At 45.5% G+C, this 17922-nt stretch carries 16 protein-coding genes and 1 riboswitch; of the genes, 13 read left to right on the top strand and 3 right to left on the bottom strand.

The features are described from left to right. Nucleotides 1-212: 212 nt before the first annotated feature. Complete coding sequence (locus AC1DSE_RS05800; RefSeq protein WP_477509006.1) at nt 213-1406, top strand: NAD(P)/FAD-dependent oxidoreductase; 1194 nt, start codon at nt 213-215, stop codon at nt 1404-1406. Beyond that, nucleotides 1406-1678 (top strand): hypothetical protein, encoded by a 273-nt coding sequence (locus AC1DSE_RS05795; RefSeq protein ID WP_076267567.1) that lies wholly within the window; start codon nt 1406-1408, stop codon nt 1676-1678. Before AC1DSE_RS05800 ends, AC1DSE_RS05795 begins: the two co-directional genes overlap by 1 nt. A gap of 129 nt (nt 1679-1807) precedes the next feature. Here AC1DSE_RS05795 and hemQ read toward each other — a convergent pair whose 3' ends face one another. Beyond that, nucleotides 1808-2554, bottom strand: a complete 747-nt coding sequence (gene hemQ, locus AC1DSE_RS05790) for a hydrogen peroxide-dependent heme synthase (protein WP_076267749.1) — start codon at nt 2552-2554, stop codon at nt 1808-1810. A 164-nt stretch (nt 2555-2718) separates the two neighbouring features. Here hemQ and AC1DSE_RS05785 point away from each other — a divergent pair, with 164 nt between their 5' ends. From AC1DSE_RS05785 to AC1DSE_RS05750, 8 genes are all read left to right on the top strand, one after another. Further along, nucleotides 2719-3009 (top strand): YuiB family protein, encoded by a 291-nt coding sequence (locus tag AC1DSE_RS05785; RefSeq protein WP_076267568.1) that lies wholly within the window; start codon nt 2719-2721, stop codon nt 3007-3009. Between the two features lie 208 nt (nt 3010-3217). Next, nucleotides 3218-4747: a replication initiation and membrane attachment family protein gene (locus AC1DSE_RS05780; protein WP_339204420.1), complete on the top strand. Its 1530-nt coding sequence runs from the start codon at nt 3218-3220 to the stop codon at nt 4745-4747. A 21-nt stretch (nt 4748-4768) separates the two neighbouring features. Then, nucleotides 4769-5725, top strand: coding sequence for a primosomal protein DnaI (dnaI, locus tag AC1DSE_RS05775; protein ID WP_076267750.1), 957 nt, complete (start codon nt 4769-4771; stop codon nt 5723-5725). Between the two features lie 388 nt (nt 5726-6113). Continuing rightward, nucleotides 6114-7220 carry a sulfate ABC transporter substrate-binding protein gene (locus AC1DSE_RS05770; RefSeq protein ID WP_477509005.1) on the top strand — a complete coding sequence of 369 codons (1107 nt, stop codon included), beginning with the start codon at nt 6114-6116 and terminating at the stop codon, nt 7218-7220. A gap of 34 nt (nt 7221-7254) precedes the next feature. After that, nucleotides 7255-8088, top strand: a complete 834-nt coding sequence (gene cysT / locus AC1DSE_RS05765) for a sulfate ABC transporter permease subunit CysT (protein ID WP_477509004.1) — start codon at nt 7255-7257, stop codon at nt 8086-8088. A 17-nt stretch (nt 8089-8105) separates the two neighbouring features. Next, nucleotides 8106-8990, top strand: a complete 885-nt coding sequence (gene cysW / locus AC1DSE_RS05760; RefSeq protein ID WP_339204419.1) for a sulfate ABC transporter permease subunit CysW — start codon at nt 8106-8108, stop codon at nt 8988-8990. A gap of 24 nt (nt 8991-9014) precedes the next feature. Then, nucleotides 9015-9257, top strand: a complete 243-nt coding sequence (locus tag AC1DSE_RS05755; protein ID WP_076267573.1) for a YezD family protein — start codon at nt 9015-9017, stop codon at nt 9255-9257. A gap of 98 nt (nt 9258-9355) precedes the next feature. Then, nucleotides 9356-11290 carry a dihydroorotate dehydrogenase gene (locus tag AC1DSE_RS05750; RefSeq protein WP_477527485.1) on the top strand — a complete coding sequence of 645 codons (1935 nt, stop codon included), beginning with the start codon at nt 9356-9358 and terminating at the stop codon, nt 11288-11290. A 77-nt stretch (nt 11291-11367) separates the two neighbouring features. Here the strand turns inward: AC1DSE_RS05750 and AC1DSE_RS05745 are convergent, their stop codons facing one another. Next, complete coding sequence (locus AC1DSE_RS05745) at nt 11368-11514, bottom strand: YqzM family protein (RefSeq protein WP_144376731.1); 147 nt, start codon at nt 11512-11514, stop codon at nt 11368-11370. A gap of 208 nt (nt 11515-11722) precedes the next feature. On the opposite strand from AC1DSE_RS05745, the gene uvrC reads away from it, so the two are divergent. Further along, complete coding sequence (uvrC, locus tag AC1DSE_RS05740; RefSeq protein WP_477527484.1) at nt 11723-13627, top strand: excinuclease ABC subunit UvrC; 1905 nt, start codon at nt 11723-11725, stop codon at nt 13625-13627. On the opposite strand, the gene AC1DSE_RS05735 is transcribed toward uvrC, so the two are convergent. Then, the gene (locus tag AC1DSE_RS05735) at nt 13593-15251 is read right to left on the bottom strand and encodes a CPBP family intramembrane glutamic endopeptidase (RefSeq protein ID WP_477509002.1); all 1659 of its coding nucleotides are present in this window, start codon (nt 15249-15251) and stop codon (nt 13593-13595) included. The genes uvrC and AC1DSE_RS05735 overlap by 35 nt on opposite strands. Nucleotides 15252-15496: 245 nt before the next feature. Further along, nucleotides 15497-15701, top strand: a riboswitch (cyclic di-AMP (ydaO/yuaA leader). Nucleotides 15702-15791: 90 nt separating this feature from the next. Here AC1DSE_RS05735 and AC1DSE_RS05730 point away from each other — a divergent pair. Next, entirely contained in the window at nt 15792-17132 is a 1341-nt protein-coding gene (locus AC1DSE_RS05730; RefSeq protein ID WP_339204413.1) for a TrkH family potassium uptake protein, read from the top strand. 18 nt (nt 17133-17150) lie between these two features. Continuing rightward, nucleotides 17151-17813, top strand: a complete 663-nt coding sequence (locus tag AC1DSE_RS05725) for a potassium channel family protein (protein WP_076267751.1) — start codon at nt 17151-17153, stop codon at nt 17811-17813. Nucleotides 17814-17922: the final 109 nt, after the last annotated feature.

Genomic DNA, 17922 nt, shown 5'->3' with positions numbered 1-17922 from the left:
CCCGAAAACTCTGTAGAATTTCTGATGTATGTTATGCATGGGAGTGGTTGCATAAAACGTCGAAAGTTGTCGGTTTAATGCCATAGGCTCATTGATAAAAGCACTTTAATTAGAACACACTGAACTCATCATTATAAATATTCGGTTTAGCATGTGTAATTTTTCACAAAGTATAAATACAAAGATAAATAAGGAATGGATGGGATTAAACGATGAGTAACATACCTAAAATCGTTATTCTTGGCGCAGGGTACGGCGGCATTTTGACCGCACTTCGACTGCAAAAAGAATTAAATTACAATGAAGCTGACGTTACGTTAGTTAATAAACATGATTACCACTATATTACAACACATCTTCATATGCCAGCGGCAGGCACGGATAATCCGGAAAATGCACGGGTGAGCATTTCGAAATTGATCGATGAATTTAAAATCGACTTCGTGAAATCAACAGTCGTTCAAATTCGTCCGCAAGATAAAAAAGTGATTCTTGAAGACGGTACTTTGTCTTATGATTATTTGGTCATTGGTCTTGGAGGCGAGCCTGAGACTTTCGGAATTCCAGGCTTAGGCGAACATGCAATGAATATTCGCAGCATCAACTCTGTTCGTTTGATTCGCGAGCATATCGAGTACCAATTCGCGCGCTTCAAACGTGAACCGCATCGTACGGATTATTTGACGTTTGTTGTTGGCGGTGCAGGCTTTACGGGAATCGAGTTTGTTGGAGAACTCTCCGACCGTATTCCTGAGCTGTGCAAGCAATTTGACGTAGATCCTGCGCTTGTAAAAATCTACAACATCGAAGCAGCACCAACGGCGCTGCCAGGCTTTGATCCTGAGCTCGTAGAGTATGGGATGGATGTGTTGACCAAGAAGGGTGTAACGTTCCGTATTGGCACAGCCATTAAGGAATGCTCGCCAGAGGGTGTAATCGTTGGCGAAGGCGAAGAAATTAAGTCGGCAACCGTGATCTGGACTGGCGGTATTCGCGGCAATCGCCTCATTGAGGAAGCTGGCTTCGAAACGATGCGCGGACGCGTGAAGGTGGATGAATTCCTTCGTTCCCCGAGCAATGAGAACATTTATATCATTGGCGACAACTCGCTGATGTTTAATCCAGAAGGCCGTCCTTATCCGCCGACTGCTCAAATTGCAATGCAGCAAGGTGTCGTATGCGCACATAACCTTGTCGCTTCCATTCGCAATCAACCACCGAAGAGCTTCACGTTCAGCAACAAAGGAACGGTAGCATCACTTGGCAAAGGCGAAGCAATCGGAGTAGCTTTTGGCAAAAAATATAAAGGCCGCGTAGCCGCATGGCTGAAAAAAGCGATCGACCTTCGTTACCTGTTCATCATCGGCGGCATTTCGCTTGTACTTCGCAAAGGGAAGTTTCTATAATGAGACATTGCAGCGTACAAGTCCGCGGATTGCTGACCAGAGATGAGCTGGATCGTTACAATGCATTGATGGAAGTCGGCTCCTTCTTAGAATCGCAAACACGATACGACTTGGCCTATACGGTGCAAAAGGAAGTTGACCTCCTTATTCAGCCGGCGATCGAACGGTTGAAGGACAAAGGCCGCGCTCGTGACCGAGCTACGCAAGAGTATTTGGAAGCGAAGCGGCTTGGTCTTGAAAATAATGACGAAGATGACGACGACGATAATTAAAATAATGGCTTTCGCTCATTGGAGCAGCAACGAAACTGCTCCAAGGCGGAAGCCTTTTTCATTCAGTTGATTCTCTCGGAAAAAAAGAAGCCCAAGCCATTTGAAGAAAAGGCTTGGGCTTTCTTTCTATTATATTTTCAGCAAAGCTTGGAATTTTTCTGCATTCAAGAAATTGCCGACATAAAAATCACCGAAGTCAGCGTAACGAGCGCTCACTTCATCAAAGCGCATTTCATAAATCAGCTTCTTGAATTGCAACGCATCATCGGCGAACAGTGTAACGCCCCATTCCCAGTTGTCGAAGCCGACAGAGCCGGTAATGATTTGTTTAACTTTGCCAGCGTATTGACGACCGATCATCCCGTGGCTGCGCATCAACGTTTTACGCTCGTCCATTGCGAGCATATACCAGTTGTCTTGTCCATCCCGGCGCTTGTTCATCGGATAGAAGCAGATGTGGTTTGCTTTTGGCAGTGTCGGCTTCAATCGAGCTATAATATCCGGGTTTTGCATCGGATCAGAGCCCGGTTGTGCCATGTAGTTGCTCAGCTCTACAATGCTGACATATGAAAATACCGGATATGTAAAGCTTGCGAATGTTGTTTTGTTAAACGCCGTTTCAAGTTCGTTAAGCTCCTCTAGTGTTTCACGCAAATGCATGAATACGAAGTCTGCTTTTTGACCAACGATTGAATAAACGGCTGTACTGCCTTCTTTATTTTCCTCCACTGTGGTCCATTGCTGCAAAAACGTTTGCAGCTCGTCCAGCGCGCGGCTGCGTTCACTTTCATCGGCTAAGCGCCAAGCGGTCCAATCCACACTGCGGAAATCATGCAGCGCGTACCAGCCTTCTAATGTTTGTGCTGCTTCACTCATCGTATAAATGCTCCCTTCAAGCTCCATAATGATGCTCTAATCATTGTATCGTAAGGAGGGCGGAGTGAGCAAATGGCGGTCTTGTGACATTTGTCCTCATATAATTGACTTCCATCTAACCATTAATTAAACTAATAAACGAGAGTGTGAAAGGGGAAGTTTGGATGCTTCAATTAATTATTGCAACCGTGCTGTTTTTAGTTATGATGTTCGGCATTGGCTTTATTTTGAATATGTTGTTAAAAACAACGTGGTTCCCGATATATTTATTTGTTATCGCATTAATTGTATTAGGCATTTGGGCTCCGTGGGATCAGTCGGCGTCAACGACGATTGAAAACTTTGCTCACTACACGGTTTTTGATTACATACCGGTAATTGGAGCGCTAATCGGCGCATACGTAAGCGGATGGGCGATTCAGGCGCTGCGCAAGGGCGGCTACAAAATGTTTTAAGCCAAGTAAAAACGCCTTCAGCGTCCACTGGATGCTGAAGGCGCTTTGACGGAGAAATATAAGATAAGCAGAAGGAACGAATGATATGCCTTCTTATATTTGAAAAAAAAATCCCTCCTTCGGGGGATTTTTCTATTTTCCGACTCGTCCTGAACATCGGTTTTTATGTTAAAATGATAGAATGTTAGTGAAGGATGGAGCTGATGCTATGCGCATCAATAATATATTGCAGTACACGGAACACCACCGATATTACATTTTTCGCGATTTTTCGCTAAGCAGCCTCGACTACAAAATGCTGTCGCTAATCTATCAGCCGATGATTGGCGCATTTGCCGTCGCATTTTACCAGCAGCTGTATCATGGCATTGCCGAAGGCACCTCGGGCTACTCTTCGATTGAGCCGCAGCGCAAGCTATTTCTTGGCTTAGGGCTGGAGATGAACGAGCGCGGACGCAAGCATCTTATCGAACAGGCTTCGAAGCTGGAGGCTGTTGGATTGCTGCAAACGTCACGTTTAGGCGTTCCTGATAATGCAGATGTTATTTATGAATACGAGATGTCGCAGCCGTTGTCGCCAGTCGAATTTTTTCGCAACATGCATTTAACGATGCTCTTGCGCGATAAGGTTGGCAAGTATGCGGTAATCTCGCTTCGAGAATCATTTGGCGCTAATGAACCGGATGAGCTGGCAGGAGCGAAGTTAACGAAAGAAAATATATCCGTGCCTTTCTATGAGCTGTTTAAGCTTAATATGCAGTCCGTAGACAATGAGCTTGAGCAAGCGTTGACAGAGGTTGCGCCATCGCGGCAATCAGCCGCTAGGCCGGCACAAGCAACAGCAGGCATACCTTATGGAGAAATTATTTTGCGTTTTCCTCGTAATTCCGCCAATCGGCGGTTCGTGGAGCGGCTGCGAAGTGATGAAGAACAACTCTCACAGGTGAACTATGTAGCTTACAAATATAATTTGGCTGTAGTGGATATATGTCGTTTGCTTGATGAGGATGGCATTTTTGGAGAGAGCGGCACACTGAATGTTGACGAGCTTCAACTGCGGGCTAATCAATTTTATAGGCAGGACAAGAAGCGGGAAGGCGAACGGCAGCGAGCGCTGTCACGCACGCAAGTTGTTGCGGACGAGGAGACGGTTGATCCTGATGAATTGACCGAGGAATACGAAGTGCAAGAGCAGCATTATTTGCAAGTTCCAAATCAGCTTAGCGGCCGCTGTGATGTTCAGCAATATAATATGCTGATGCGAAATGAACCACATACACGGTTTCTTCAGCGCTTTTTCCCCGGAGCAGTACCGGATTGGATTGAACGAGTGTTTGAACGCATCGACCTCAATTATAAATTAGCTGCCCCTGTTATAAACGTACTTATACATTATGTTATCGGAGCTAACGATGCGCAGCGGGTGACAAAAACATTTTTAGATGCCGTAGCATCGAACATGCTTGTGAAACAAATCGATACATTCGAGAAAGCTGTGCTTTATGTGCGAGAGCAAGCGCAGGTGGAGCAGGATAAGGAGCGCCGCAAGGAAGCTGCGACCAGTTACGCTGGCGGAGGCTATAACGGCTCGAAAGGCGGCTCCAGAAGCGGAGGCAGCAGGGGCACATCCCGTAAGCCTTCTATTCCAATCGTACAGGAAGATCAATCGGCTTCGGCAGTTTCGGCCGATGAGCTTGAAGAGCTGTTGAAGCTGGCTCGGAAATTAGACGGTAAATGATAAAGGCGGTGTAAGCAGATGATGGAGTCGATGGGCGAATTGCTGAAGGCTTGGCCTTCCGGCAAAGCCTTTACGGAAAAGGCGGAGCATAAGCTGACTGAGCTGCTTGCAGAACCGCTTGTTGAGAAGCTTCGCGTTAAATATCCGGATTTGGATGAGCAGACAATCCGTCTTAATTTGAATCGGGTTTATCAATATGTGACGGAATACAGGAACTGTACCAATTGTCCGGGCTTAGACAATTGCCCGAATGATTTTGAAGGCCACTATACGCTGCTTAGTTCTGATACGGTGAATGGACTAACGCAGTTATATGACCGTAAGGTAGCATGCAAGAAATTTAACGCTCGTCAGAATGAGGATCAGATTAGAAGCCGGATCAGAAGCTTCTACATAGACGAGAAGGCGCTGCAGCGCGGCTATTCGTCAGCTGAGATTATTACGAGAGATCTTGAGCGTGCAAAGGCGGTTGGGCAGGTTCAGAAATATATCGATCGCACGAAAGAGCATGGCTTGCAGGAGGAAGGCTTGTATTTGGCAGGCCGCTTTGGTACAGGCAAAACATTTTTAATGTGTTATTTGCTTCATGAGCTTGCGAAGGCTGGATATTCTGGAGTGATCGTCTACATGCCTGACTTTGTAGAAGATCTGAAGACGCTCATGCATGAGCCTGGCAAGCTGAAGGAAACGGTCGAGATGATGAAGGAAACCGACCTGCTTATCTTTGATGATATGGGCGCGGAAAATTTAAATCCATGGGTTCGCGATCATGTACTAGGCGCGATCTTGAATTATCGGATGCAGCGCAAGCCAACGTTCTACACCTCCAACTACGAGCTGGAGGCGCTGGAGAGGCATTTTAGCTTTACGAGCAAGGATGGCGATGAGTTGCATAAGGGACAGCGTATAATGGACCGTATACGGCCTTACGTTGAAGTCGTCATGGTTACCGGTGAAAACAAGCGCGGACAAAAGTAATTGATTAAAGCTTTGGTTAACGGATTCCTATTCGAGGAATTTGTTGACCAAAGCTTTTATTTTTGTTTAAGGCTGGCAGCGGCATCAAGCTTTATCTCAGTATGGTTGAAAGCGTATTCAGAATGAGCGCTGTTTTTATACTGTGTCGTTCGTTCTGCTAGCATATAAAGCTTTCTTATAGGACTTATCAATTATTTGAAATTAAGTATTGACAGAAAGTGGGGCTCGCTGGTAAGATTCTTCCATAACCAACTAAGCAGGTAGGAATAATGTTTTCCGACCGGACGAACCGGAGCAAACACCTATCCAGGAGAAACATCCTCACAGGAAGTAAACTTCATAAATGTTTCTGAAAGCCTGTTAATTTAAAAAAGGGGTGTATGGAAAGATGAAGAAAATTACTCATGTTCGTTCCGTTGTTATTCTATTGGCATTAGTGCTTGTATTGGCTGCTTGCGGTCAAGGCGGCAACAACAAAACAAACAAAGAAACGAATAAGCCTACTAACGAGGCAACTAATACAGCTGCAACAGACGCACCTACGGATAAACCAAAACCGCCAGTTGAGTTTTTGAATGTATCCTACGATCCTACTCGTGAGCTTTATGTAGCATTTAACGCGGCATTCTCGAAACATTGGAAAGCGGAAACAGGTCAAGACGTGACGATAAAACAATCGCATGGCGGGTCTGGTAAACAAGGCCGCGCAGTTATTGATGGCCTGAAGGCGGATGTTGTAACACTTGCACTTGGTTATGACATCGATGCAATCGTTGAGCCAGGGCTAATTAATGCGGATTGGCAATCAAAGTTTGAGCACAACAGCGCTCCTTATACATCAACAATCGTATTTCTAGTTCGTAAAGGAAATCCAAAGGGCATTAAGGATTGGAACGATCTAATCAAGGACAAAGTTGAAGTTATTACGCCAAATCCTAAAACATCTGGCGGAGCTCGCTGGAACTATCTTGCTGCATGGGGTTATGCGCTCAAGCAAAATGGAAATGACGAAGCAAAAGCACAGGAGTTTGTTACACAATTATTTAAGCATGTACCTGTACTGGATTCCGGTGCACGCGGATCAACAACAACGTTTGTAGAACGCGGCATTGGCGATGTACTGCTTGCTTGGGAGAATGAAGCTTTCCTATCGATCAATGAACTTGGTCCAGACAAATTCGAAATCGTATATCCTTCTTTAAGTATTCTTGCTGAACCTCCAGTTGCTGTAGTGGATAAAGTGGTAGACGAGCGCGGAACTCGTGAAGTAGCGGAAGCTTACTTGAAATACCTTTACACAGAAGAAGGCCAAGAAATTGCAGCTAAAAACTACTACCGTCCAATTTCGGAGACAGTTGCTGCAAAGTATGCAGATCAATTCAAAACTCTAGAATTGCTCACGATTGATAAAGATTTTGGCGGCTGGAAAGAAGCGCAAACCAAACACTTTGCAGACGGCGGCATTTTCGACAAAATTTACACACCAGGCTCATAATGCAAAGCATAAACAAGATTGGAGCTGACTTCACATGAAAGGTTCCAAGCCCCGTAAGGTACTGCCGGGTTTTGGTTTGTCGCTTGGATTCACATTGTTTTACCTTAGCATTATTGTATTGATTCCGCTGACTGCCGTTTTTTTCAAAACGGCAGAGCTCAGCTGGTCGGAATTCTGGAGCACGGTTACGAATGCTCGTGTCGTTGCATCTTATCGAGTCAGCTTTCTAACCGCATTTTTTGCCGGACTTGTTAATGCGGTATTTGGCCTATTAATCGCTTGGGTGCTCGTTCGTTATCAGTTTCCAGGCAAAAAAATCGTCGACAGTTTAGTGGATCTGCCATTTGCACTGCCAACTGCAGTGGCTGGCATTGCTTTAACTGCGATCTATGCACCGAATGGTTGGATTGGCTCATTGCTCGCACCGCTCGGTGTCAAGGTTGCTTACTCCCCGCTCGGTATTACCATCGCATTAATATTTATTGGACTTCCATTTGTTGTTCGTACGGTACAGCCGGTGCTGCAGGATATGGAGAAAGAAACGGAAGAAGCGGCAGTTATGCTCGGAGCCTATCGTTTAAGAACCTTTTGGAAGGTCATCTTGCCTGAGCTGTTGCCAGCACTACTAACTGGTTTTGCTCTAGCATTTGCACGAGGTATCGGAGAATATGGCTCGGTCGTGTTCATATCGGGCAATATGCCGCTGAAAACAGAAATTACTCCACTGCTCATCATGACGAAGCTGGAGCAATACGATTACGCTGGCGCTACTGCCATTGCACTCGTAATGCTCGTTGTATCCTTCCTGATGCTGCTAGTCATTAATTTACTGCAGTGGCGAATGAATCGCCGCACAGTATCAGACTAAGAAGGGAGCTCATACAAATGGCTGGAGCAATTACAGTACACACGAATGCAGAAGCTTCCAAACGTCCGAGGCATATTACAGAATCAGGTCCCGTAAAATGGCTGCTTATTATCATTGCGATGCTGTTTCTTGGATTAGTTGTCCTGCTGCCGCTGGCATCGGTATTTGTTGAAGCTTTAAAAAAAGGTGTAGGCGTATACATTGATTCGATTACAGAGCCGGATGCTTTGTCGGCGCTTAAGCTCACGCTTATCGTTGCATTAATCGCAGTTCCTGTGAATACGGTCTTTGGTATTGCTGCGGCCTGGGCGATCAGTAAATTTCGCTTTCGCGGTAAAAATATTTTAATTACGTTAATCGATTTGCCGTTTGCTGTGTCGCCAGTCATTTCTGGATTGATCTATGTGCTGTTATTTGGCGCACAGGGCTTTTTTGGTCCTTGGCTCGATGAGCGTGGCATCCAAATTATATTTGCAGTTCCTGGAATCGTACTTGCAACCGTGTTTGTTACGGTCCCCTTTGTTGCTCGCGAGCTTATTCCGTTGATGCAAGCGCAGGGCGTCCAAGAAGAGGAAGCAGCTGCAAGCTTAGGCGCTAAAGGCTGGCAAATCTTTTGGAAGGTTACTTTGCCAAACATCAAGTGGGGGCTATTGTATGGCGTTATTTTGTGTAATGCACGAGCAATGGGCGAGTTCGGCGCTGTATCTGTCGTATCCGGCCATATCCGCGGAGAAACGAATACGCTGCCGCTGCATATTGAGATTTTGTACAACGAATATCAATTTTCGGCCTCATTCGCCGTTGCTTCTTTGCTCGTCATGCTAGCGGTCGTAACGATGATCGTGAAGAGCATTGTAGAGTGGAAGTCTGGCACGCAGAAGCCAGCGGAGAAAGCTGAATAAATGACAATAATGGAGGGGTTTGAAATGGCAAAACCGCTAGAGTTAGATGCGCAATGGCTGGAGCGTATTTCTGAACAAGTAACGGGTCTTAATTATGGGCATGTAACGATCACTGTTCATGATGGAAGAATTGTACAGATCGACCGGACGGAAAGAACACGTTATGATGGTCCCTCTCAGAAGCAGCAGGTTCCGTCCGAATCTTCACAGCAATCGAAGCAGCGGGACAATTCATCAACGGGTGAAGCGCTTAGAATTGTGCAGTAGCTCCCTAATAGATTCGATAAAAATACAACAAACCCAATGCCGCGCAGGCATTGGGTTTGTTGTATACTGGAAGAAAAGTATCCATAAGGAGAATATTAATGCCGGATTGGTCCTATCAGTCCTTGTTTCGACCTCTTTTATTCAGGCTTCCTTCTAGGCTCAGCAGAACACTGACTCTAAAAGCAATGGGAACGCTGAGCAGCATCCCAGGCGGTACTTTTGTCATTCGTACACTTGGGCATRTGGAGCCATCACCTTACTTGGAGCAGAAGCTAGCAGGCATTTCCTTAACTACAAGTGTGGGATTGTCAGGCGGTCTAGACCCGCAAGGAGTGGCGCATAAAGCGCTGGCTCAGTTTGGAATCGGTTTTATCGAGCATGGTCCAATCACCGTCAAGCAAATTATGAGTGATAAGCCTATAACGAATGACATCCTAAATGAAACCATTCGATATCCAGATTATTATGAAAACGACGGTGTAGAGCAATATGCTGAGCGTATGGGAAAGCCCGGACATTCGTTGCCGCAGCTGGCAAGAATTGCTCCAATGCCGCATGCTTCTTGCGAGCAGGCTCTAATCGAACTTAAAAGCATGCTGGTGCAGCTAAATGCAGCGGGTGCGGCTGGTTTTTATGTTGATGTCCTGCATTCATCAAGGAGCCTCGAAGAAGCCCTCACTATTTTGAAAGGCATAGCCGGATACGCTTCTGCACAACCGCATGCTAATAAACCTTTGTTTATTTATGTTTCGCCTGACTTTTCTAATGACAGCTTGGTCTCCCTGCTCCAGGCAGCAGAAGGTGTATGGAGAGGCGTAGTCATTGGAGAAGCAATTTGCGAAGATAACAACGAGGGCTATGGCGCCTGCGTGGGTAAAGAGGCCAAGGCGCTTACTTTGGCCAAAATAAAGCTGCTGCGAAAGGAATGCTGTTCCCACTTGCTAATCAAAGCGGGCGGGGGCGTGCATGAGCCGCAGGATGCGTTAGATTTGCTGAAAGCAGGCGCTAACGCCGTTCTACTTCACAGCGGGCTGATTTATGCAGGGCCTGGTCTGCCAAAACGGATTAATGAAGCTGTCATTTATGAGCAGGTCCGAGATCTTCCTGCGCAAGTGACTCCATCATTCTGGAAGCATTGGGGCTGGATGCTCCTGCTTGGAATCGGCATGATTATTGGCGGGATATTGTCTTGGATTATTGCTGCGACTACGGTGCTGCTGTCCTATGACTTGAATTTTATAGACATGACGTTGGACGAGCTGAAGCAAGTCAACCATCATTTGCTGCATTTTATGTCTCATGACCGAATTACGCTTTCCGGTACGATGATTACAATCGGCATATTGTATGTTCAGCTGGCTAGACATGGATTAAAGCATAGTCTGCACTGGGCTCGAACGGCTCTGATGACGTCGGGTATTGTTGGGTTTTTAAGCTTTTTCTTATTTCTTGGATACGGTTATTTCGACCCGCTGCATGCGCTTGCTGCTGCTGTTTTGTTCCCGATGTTTCTGCTATCCATGCGCAGAAATCCGGATCGGCCCTATCGCTTGCCAGTTAATGTTCGTAATGATCGATTATGGCGTTTGGCGATGTATGGACAATTTTGTTTTGTTGTTTTGGGCTTTGCGCTGGCTGTAGGCGGTTTAACGATCGCAGGCGTTGGGATTACAGAGGTGTTCGTACAGTCGGATTTGGTTTATTTGAATACGACGCATAACGAGCTGAATGGGGCGAACTTGAAACTCATCCCGTTAATAGCCCATGATAGAGCAGGATTTGGCGGAGCGTTGTTCTGTGCTGCGCTGGCCATTCTTATTATTGCGCTATGGGGAATCCAGCAGGGATCGCGCTGGATATGGTGGACGCTGCTGCTTGGCGGAGCACCGGGCTTCTATGCGGGCTTAAGTGTTCATCTATCCATCGGTTATATCGATTTTTTGCATCTTTCACCTGCGTTGTTTGCGTTATTGCTTTATATACTCGGACTTATTTTCTTGTATCCTTATTTAATGATAAAGCAACAAGCATAGCGGAATTATATCTGATTTATCAGCTGCGTATCGTTGATAGGCAACAAAAAAAAGGAGCAGCTCGCTGCTCCTTTTTCTTATGAAATGATGAATTTCACGATTACAGCAACAGCGAAAATGACGGTCATTAAACCGAGCATGCCGCCAAAGCCGAACACGACGTCCATCAAGTCATGGCGAGGCTCTTCGTTAAAATGCTCGCGCGGGTCTCTTACGTTTTCCATCGTTGACGTCCTCCTTGAAAAAGACCGATTGCGTAAGTAACAACCAATTTACGGTCGTCTTTATGTAGTATCGGTTTATTCAACTTATATTAGTATACTCAAACAGATAAACAGTTGTAAAGCCAGAACCGGTGACAATTGTAAAACAAAGTATAGCCGAGTTATGATAAAATATGAACAGAATCATTTGGCAGTCGGAGGCGAGAGCATGGATCATCAGCAAACGGATCGGGAGCAGGCAGAGCAGCAGCTTGCAGAGGCAAAAGAGACGATACGGAACAAACTAGCTTTGCTCCCGGATCAATCAGGCTGTTACCTCATGAAAAACAGCGAAGGCGTCATCATTTATGTAGGCAAGGCAAAAGTGCTCAAAAATCGCGTGCGTTCTTATTTTAACGGCAGCCACAACGGCAAGACGCAGCGGCTTGTATCTGAAATTCGTGATTTTGAATTCATTGTAACCTCTAGCAATATGGAAGCACTCATTTTAGAATGCAACTTAATTAAACAATACCATCCAAGATATAACGTCCTGTTAAAGGATGATAAAACGTTCCCCTATATCAAAATTACGAACGAGAAACATCCGAAGCTCGAGGTCACAAGACGTATCATTAAAGACAAGGGCAAGTACTTTGGCCCTTACCCGAATGCTTATGCCGCTCAGCAGACAAAGAAGCTTCTGGACCGGCTATATCCACTTCGCAAGTGCAAGACACTTCCAGATAAGGTGTGCTTGTATTATCATCTAGGACAATGTATTGCACCGTGTGAATTTGATGTACAGCAGAGCGAATATGATCGGATGATTCAAGAAATTTCAAAGTTTTTGAACGGCGGTCAAGATGTCGTGAAAAATGAGCTGCAGCGCAAGATGGAGGAAGCAGCCGAGAAGCTCGAATTTGAACGGGCGAAGGAGCTTCGGGATCAGCTTATTGCAATCGATGCGGTCATGGAGAAGCAGAAGATTACGATGTCCGATGCGCTTGACCGTGATATTTTTGGTTTTGCAGTAGATAAGGGCTGGATGTGCGTTCAAATATTGTACATGCGCCAAGGGAAGCTCATTGAGCGGCACGGCACAACTTTTCCTTATTACGGGGAAGAGTATGATGATTTCATGACATTCGTTACGCAGTATTATAGCGATAATCCGGCATTGCCTAAGCAAATCCTGCTGCCAATACCGCCTGAGCTGGAAGCGGTGGAATCAGCGGRCGGAGTGGCAGCAGTTGATGAGGCAGCCGCTACGCACGCTGACGATGTCATTGCATCCTTGCACAGCTGGCTGAAGGTTAAGGTGCTTATGCCGCAGCGCGGACGCAAGAGCGAGGTCGTAACGATGGCTATCGATAATGCAAGGGTGATGCTGGACGAGAAATTCAGACTCATCGAACGAGATGAGGAACGAAGCGTTAAAGCGTCAGAGTCGCTTGCAGGATGGCTAGGACTGGATGAAGTACGCCGAATCGAGGCATTTGATAACTCCAATATTCAAGGTACGAATCCAGTTTCGGCTATGGTTGTCTTTACGGACGGCAAGCCAGACCGCAAGGAGTACCGTAAATACAAGGTTAAGACAGTACAAGGTCCAGATGACTACGAAACGATGCGCGAGGTCATACGGCGCCGCTACGAGCGTGTGGTGAAAGAGGAATTAGCTCCGCCGGATCTGATTGTAGTCGATGGAGGCAAAGGGCAAATATCAGCGGCGCTCGACGTGCTTGAGAATGAGCTTGGGTTATACATCCCGGTTTGCGGTCTTGTGAAGGATGCAAAGCATAAGACAGCGCAGCTTATGACTGGAGATCCTGCGGAGATTGTTCCTTTGCCAAGGGACAGCCAGGAGTTTTATTTGCTGCAGCGCATTCAAGATGAGGTGCATCGCTTTGCGATTACATTCCACCGCGAGCAGCGCGCCAAATCCATGGTGGAGTCGAAGCTTGATTCGATTCCGGGCATTGGCGAGAAACGACGCAAGCTGCTGCTCAAGCATTTTGGCTCGATCAAAAAAATAAAAGAGGCCTCAGTCGAAGACTTCCGGCCTCTATCTATTGGTGATAAATTAGCTTCGCAAATTATAGCTGCCCTAGGGGAGGAGTCGTCGTCATAGACGGCTTCTTCTCTTTTTTGTGACTTAAATATTTTAGAACAAATGCAATCAGTACCGGCAGCACGGAGAAGAAAATAGCCGAGATTATGTTCGGTGCTGTTCCAATAGTGAGCAAGGATAGGCCAACTGCAACGCTGTTGAAGATGGCATGGGTGAACATGGCTGTAATGAAGCCGTATCTGACGAAGATAAAGCTGAACAACAGCCCGATAATCATCAGCTCAAACAATCTCGTCGTAGACGGATAAAAAGGATACATCACATGGCCGAGCGCCCAGAAGAAGGTAGGCAGCAGTGCTGCGGCAAACGTGTTTTTAAACCACCTGCGAAATAGTCCAATACCGAAGAAGCGGAATACGGCTTCTTCGCCAATTGCGGCAGCCCAAGCAAGCACGGGCATCAGCCAAAGAATGCCCATATTGTATGGGGATTGTGAGGCATCTGATGTTTCCCAAGTGCCAATGGACAGCTTCAAGGCGATAAAGATAACCGATTGAATTGCGAATAAGATGATCGCGAATAAATAGGACAAGCCGACGCTGCGCCAAACATAATCGCCATACCCTCTTTGACCAAAACGCGGCCATAAAGCGCGGCCCTGCGCCTTCCAGAGGCCGTCTCCGGCAACAATGGATACATAAATGGAACCTGCCATTGGAATCGCTAGCAGAACACTTACGATGGCAGTGATCGAAACGGTAGCGCCTGCCATATCCGTCTCGCCGAGCGTAGCCCGGATACCATCCAGAACGTTTAAATTCATGATCGTATAAGTAATTAAATAAATGATCGTTAATACGATTCCGTATTTAAAGGATGTATGTTTTCGATACAAAACGGAGTAAATAATAGCTAAGACGAATAAAACGAAGCTCATGAACAGATAACCGATAGAGGTAAGGTATCCAGCTATTTTATCTTGTTTCTCTACATAGTTTATGTAATCGGATGGTGCTTTAAATGTAGGTTTATATCTCGTAATGACCGTCTTTTCATTAATGTTAAGAGCATCTAAAGTGATCATAAACTGTGCATTTTTCATTTCATATCCAGAGAGAGGCATTGCGACCAAATCACCATTTGCATTCAATGATCCAGCTGGTTTCATTTGTTTGTTAATTAAAAATTGTTCACTGTTGAATGATTGATTGTTCAAAAATGTTTTAACCACTTTTTGCATTTCATCTTCTGTTAGTCTTTGACCGTCGAGTTCATCAAGCTTCAAGTTCCAAGCTACGACTTTCCCGCTGTGCATATGCAGATAAACATATCCGCTGCCGCCGCCTACGAATTTAAGATCAACCTGAAACGTATCTGTAGGAAACCTAGGGTCATATTTATCCGTATATGTTTTGACTAGCTCATATTTAGATAAGTAGCCATTCATAATTTTATCGGTTTGATGTACAGCTTTAGCTGATTTCACCTTCAAGCCTGTTTCTTTTTCAACAAATGCAGACGCCTTATCCTCCGCCGCTGATTTCGTAATGACCTTGGTATTCATTTCGCCAGATGAGATAGCTGTAATCATTGGAACGATTTGTACGGCTCCATAAATAATAAAGCAAGCAACTGCTGCCCATATAAATCGTTTCCATTCATTGGGTTTAATAGAATCAATCATAGTTTCACCTCAACTGTCTTCATAATAAATAGCTCATTTTATTACCTTAACATATGAATCCCTAAATTATCCAATGAAAATGACCGTTTGTTTTCAAAAAAATGCGAAATAACGATGTCCAGCAAGCTAGCTATGTGCTGGTTCGTCCCATTGCCCTAATTTGAGCTAATATCGTCCTGTTTGTCATAAACGTCACCTTTATATCAGGAGTGCTTAGGGATTATAATCGTTATCGTCATACTAATTGCATAGCATAGCCGAATTTCCTAAGGAAATCGGGGGAACCATAAAGTTGTCTAAATGGATGAGCCTGCTGAAAGCAAAGCAGTTCAACATTAGATAGCATGGGGTGAATTTTAGCGGTGAAGCATCGTCTTCTTCCGCTGAATAGGGCTGCCTGTCCAGGCCCGAATCCGTCAGCTAACCTCGAAGGCGTATTGGAACAGGACTCATCGCACGAGCACTTGAGTTTCCAGTGCTTTTTTTTATGCTTAAAAACAATAAATGACAATATGACATAATCAAAAAGAAGGGAAATGAATGAAGGTTAGTTGGAATGTTTTGAAGTGGTCACCCCCGCGTATTTTGGTAAGTGGATTCGCTCTTATTATATTGCTGGGTGCCTTATTATTATCCATGCCTTTTGCATCGGTAAGCGGTGAGAGATTGCCTTTTATAGATGCGCTGTTTACGGCAACCTCGGCAACCTGTGTAACAGGGTTAGTTGTCGTTGATACCGGAACTTATTTCTCTATATGGGGTCAAATCATATTAATGTGCCTGTTCCAGCTTGGCGGACTCGGATTTATGACGATGGCAACGCTGGTAGCGCTCGTACTTCGCAAGAGGATTTCGCTGCGTGAGCGGCTTTTGCTGCAGGAATCCATGAACCAGTCGAGCATGGAAGGCATCGTGCGTTTGATTAGACGCGTTATTGTGTATTCATTGACAATAGAGCTTATTGGCGCTGCGTTGTTTGCTTCGAGGTTTGCATTTGATATGCCGCTGGGCAAAGCGATTTATTTTGGAGCCTTTCATGCGGTTTCATTGTTTAACAATGCTGGTTTTGATATTTTTGGGAACTATCGCAGCTTGACCTTATACGTTTCTGATCCAGTCGTCAATATTGCAGCTATGATGCTGATTATTTCGGGTGGACTCGGCTTTGTCGTTATGTCGGACCTGATGGAGTTCCGCAAAAACCGCAAGCTGTCGCTGCACAGCAAGGTCGTGCTATCTATGACAGGAACGCTTATTGCAGTAGGGACACTCGTCATATTTATTTTTGAATTCTCGAATTCGAAGACACTGGGCTCTCTGGACTGGGGCGGGAAAATTTTGTCCTCGTTCTTCCAGTCGGTAACGCCGCGGACGGCAGGAGCCAATACGCTTGATTATACGGCTATCCGGCAAGCAACGATGTTTTTCACCATTATATTAATGTTTATTGGCGCCTCGCCCGGCTCGACGGGCGGCGGTATCAAAACAACAACTTTTGCAACGCTGGTCGGCGCTGTATTTGCAATGATTAGAGGACGAGAGGACATCGTTCTTTTCCGTTACAGATTAGGCAAAGACAGAATTTTTAAAGCACTCACGATTACTTTGATCTCTTTATCGCTTGTCATTATTGTAACGATGATCTTGTCGATGACGGAGGATCAAGCTTTTATAAAGCTATTGTTTGAAGCGACATCAGCATTTGGAACAGTAGGATTATCCGTTGGTGTTACGCCAGAGCTGAGCCTTGTTGGGAAAATAGTCATTGCATTAACCATGTTTGCCGGAAGACTTGGACCCCTGACGCTCGCATACGCGCTTGGGCCTCGTACAGAGAAAGAGCTTTATCGGCATCCAGAAGGCAAAATTACGATTGGATAGGAGACTTTGCAAGTGGGAATTAAAAAGAAACAATTTGTCATCATCGGCTTAGGGAGATTTGGTTCGAGCTTAGGGCGCGAACTCGTCCAGCTTGGCCATGAGGTGCTTGGAATAGATAAGGATGAAGAAGCCGTTCAGGACATGAGCGGTATTCTAACCTATGCTGTATCAGCTGATTGTACGGATGAAGAAGCGCTGCGCTCCTTGGGTGTAAGAAACTTTGATTGCGGAGTTGTCGCGATTGGCGATGACATTCAATCCAGCATTTTAACAACCATACTGCTTAAGGATTTGGAAGTGAAGCAAGTTGTAGCGAAAGCTTTGACTGAACTGCATGGCCGGGTGCTTGAGAAAATCGGTGTAGACCGCGTGGTCTATCCTGAGCGCGATATGGGTATTCGAGTTGCGCATCAGCTTGTATCCCCAAATCTATTAGATTATATCGAGCTTTCCAAAGAGTATACGATCGCCGAGCTTGCCGTACCGCAATGCTTGGATGGCAAGTCATTGCATGATCTTAATCCGCGAGCTAGATTTGGATGCAGCATCGTAGCCATAAATAAGCCTAATGGCATCATTATTGCACCGACAGCAACGGATGTCCTTTCACTTCGTGATGTCATGGTTATTATAGGAACAAATGAGCAAATAGAAGACTTCGAAGCATCCGTTATCCGTTAATTTTTTTATGTAGTGGAAGAGGCTTATCATTAGAAAAGGCAGATTAGGCTGAAATGGATTTGGAAGTGAAGCAAGTTGTAGCGAAAGCTTTGACTGAACTGCATGGCCG

The organism is Paenibacillus sp. 01L418, from assembly GCF_056400045.1.
This window is presented reverse-complemented; position numbering and strand designations above follow the sequence as displayed.

Excerpts from the sequence above, each read along its gene's own strand:
- AC1DSE_RS05800 (WP_477509006.1), top strand. The coding sequence starts at position 213 with ATGAGTAACATACCTAAAATCGTTATTCTTGGCGCAGGGTACGGCGGC.
- AC1DSE_RS05770 (WP_477509005.1), top strand. The coding sequence starts at position 6,114 with ATGAAGAAAATTACTCATGTTCGTTCCGTTGTTATTCTATTGGCATTA.
- AC1DSE_RS05745 (WP_144376731.1), bottom strand. The coding sequence starts at position 11,514 with ATGGAAAACGTAAGAGACCCGCGCGAGCATTTTAACGAAGAGCCTCGC.
- AC1DSE_RS05795 (WP_076267567.1), top strand. The coding sequence starts at position 1,406 with ATGAGACATTGCAGCGTACAAGTCCGCGGATTGCTGACCAGAGATGAG.
- dnaI (WP_076267750.1), top strand. The coding sequence starts at position 4,769 with ATGGAGTCGATGGGCGAATTGCTGAAGGCTTGGCCTTCCGGCAAAGCC.
- AC1DSE_RS05785 (WP_076267568.1), top strand. The coding sequence starts at position 2,719 with ATGCTTCAATTAATTATTGCAACCGTGCTGTTTTTAGTTATGATGTTC.
- AC1DSE_RS05730 (WP_339204413.1), top strand. The coding sequence starts at position 15,792 with ATGAAGGTTAGTTGGAATGTTTTGAAGTGGTCACCCCCGCGTATTTTG.
- cysW (WP_339204419.1), top strand. The coding sequence starts at position 8,106 with ATGGCTGGAGCAATTACAGTACACACGAATGCAGAAGCTTCCAAACGT.
- AC1DSE_RS05780 (WP_339204420.1), top strand. The coding sequence starts at position 3,218 with ATGCGCATCAATAATATATTGCAGTACACGGAACACCACCGATATTAC.
- AC1DSE_RS05755 (WP_076267573.1), top strand. The coding sequence starts at position 9,015 with ATGGCAAAACCGCTAGAGTTAGATGCGCAATGGCTGGAGCGTATTTCT.
- hemQ (WP_076267749.1), bottom strand. The coding sequence starts at position 2,554 with ATGAGTGAAGCAGCACAAACATTAGAAGGCTGGTACGCGCTGCATGAT.
- AC1DSE_RS05735 (WP_477509002.1), bottom strand. The coding sequence starts at position 15,251 with ATGATTGATTCTATTAAACCCAATGAATGGAAACGATTTATATGGGCA.
- cysT (WP_477509004.1), top strand. The coding sequence starts at position 7,255 with ATGAAAGGTTCCAAGCCCCGTAAGGTACTGCCGGGTTTTGGTTTGTCG.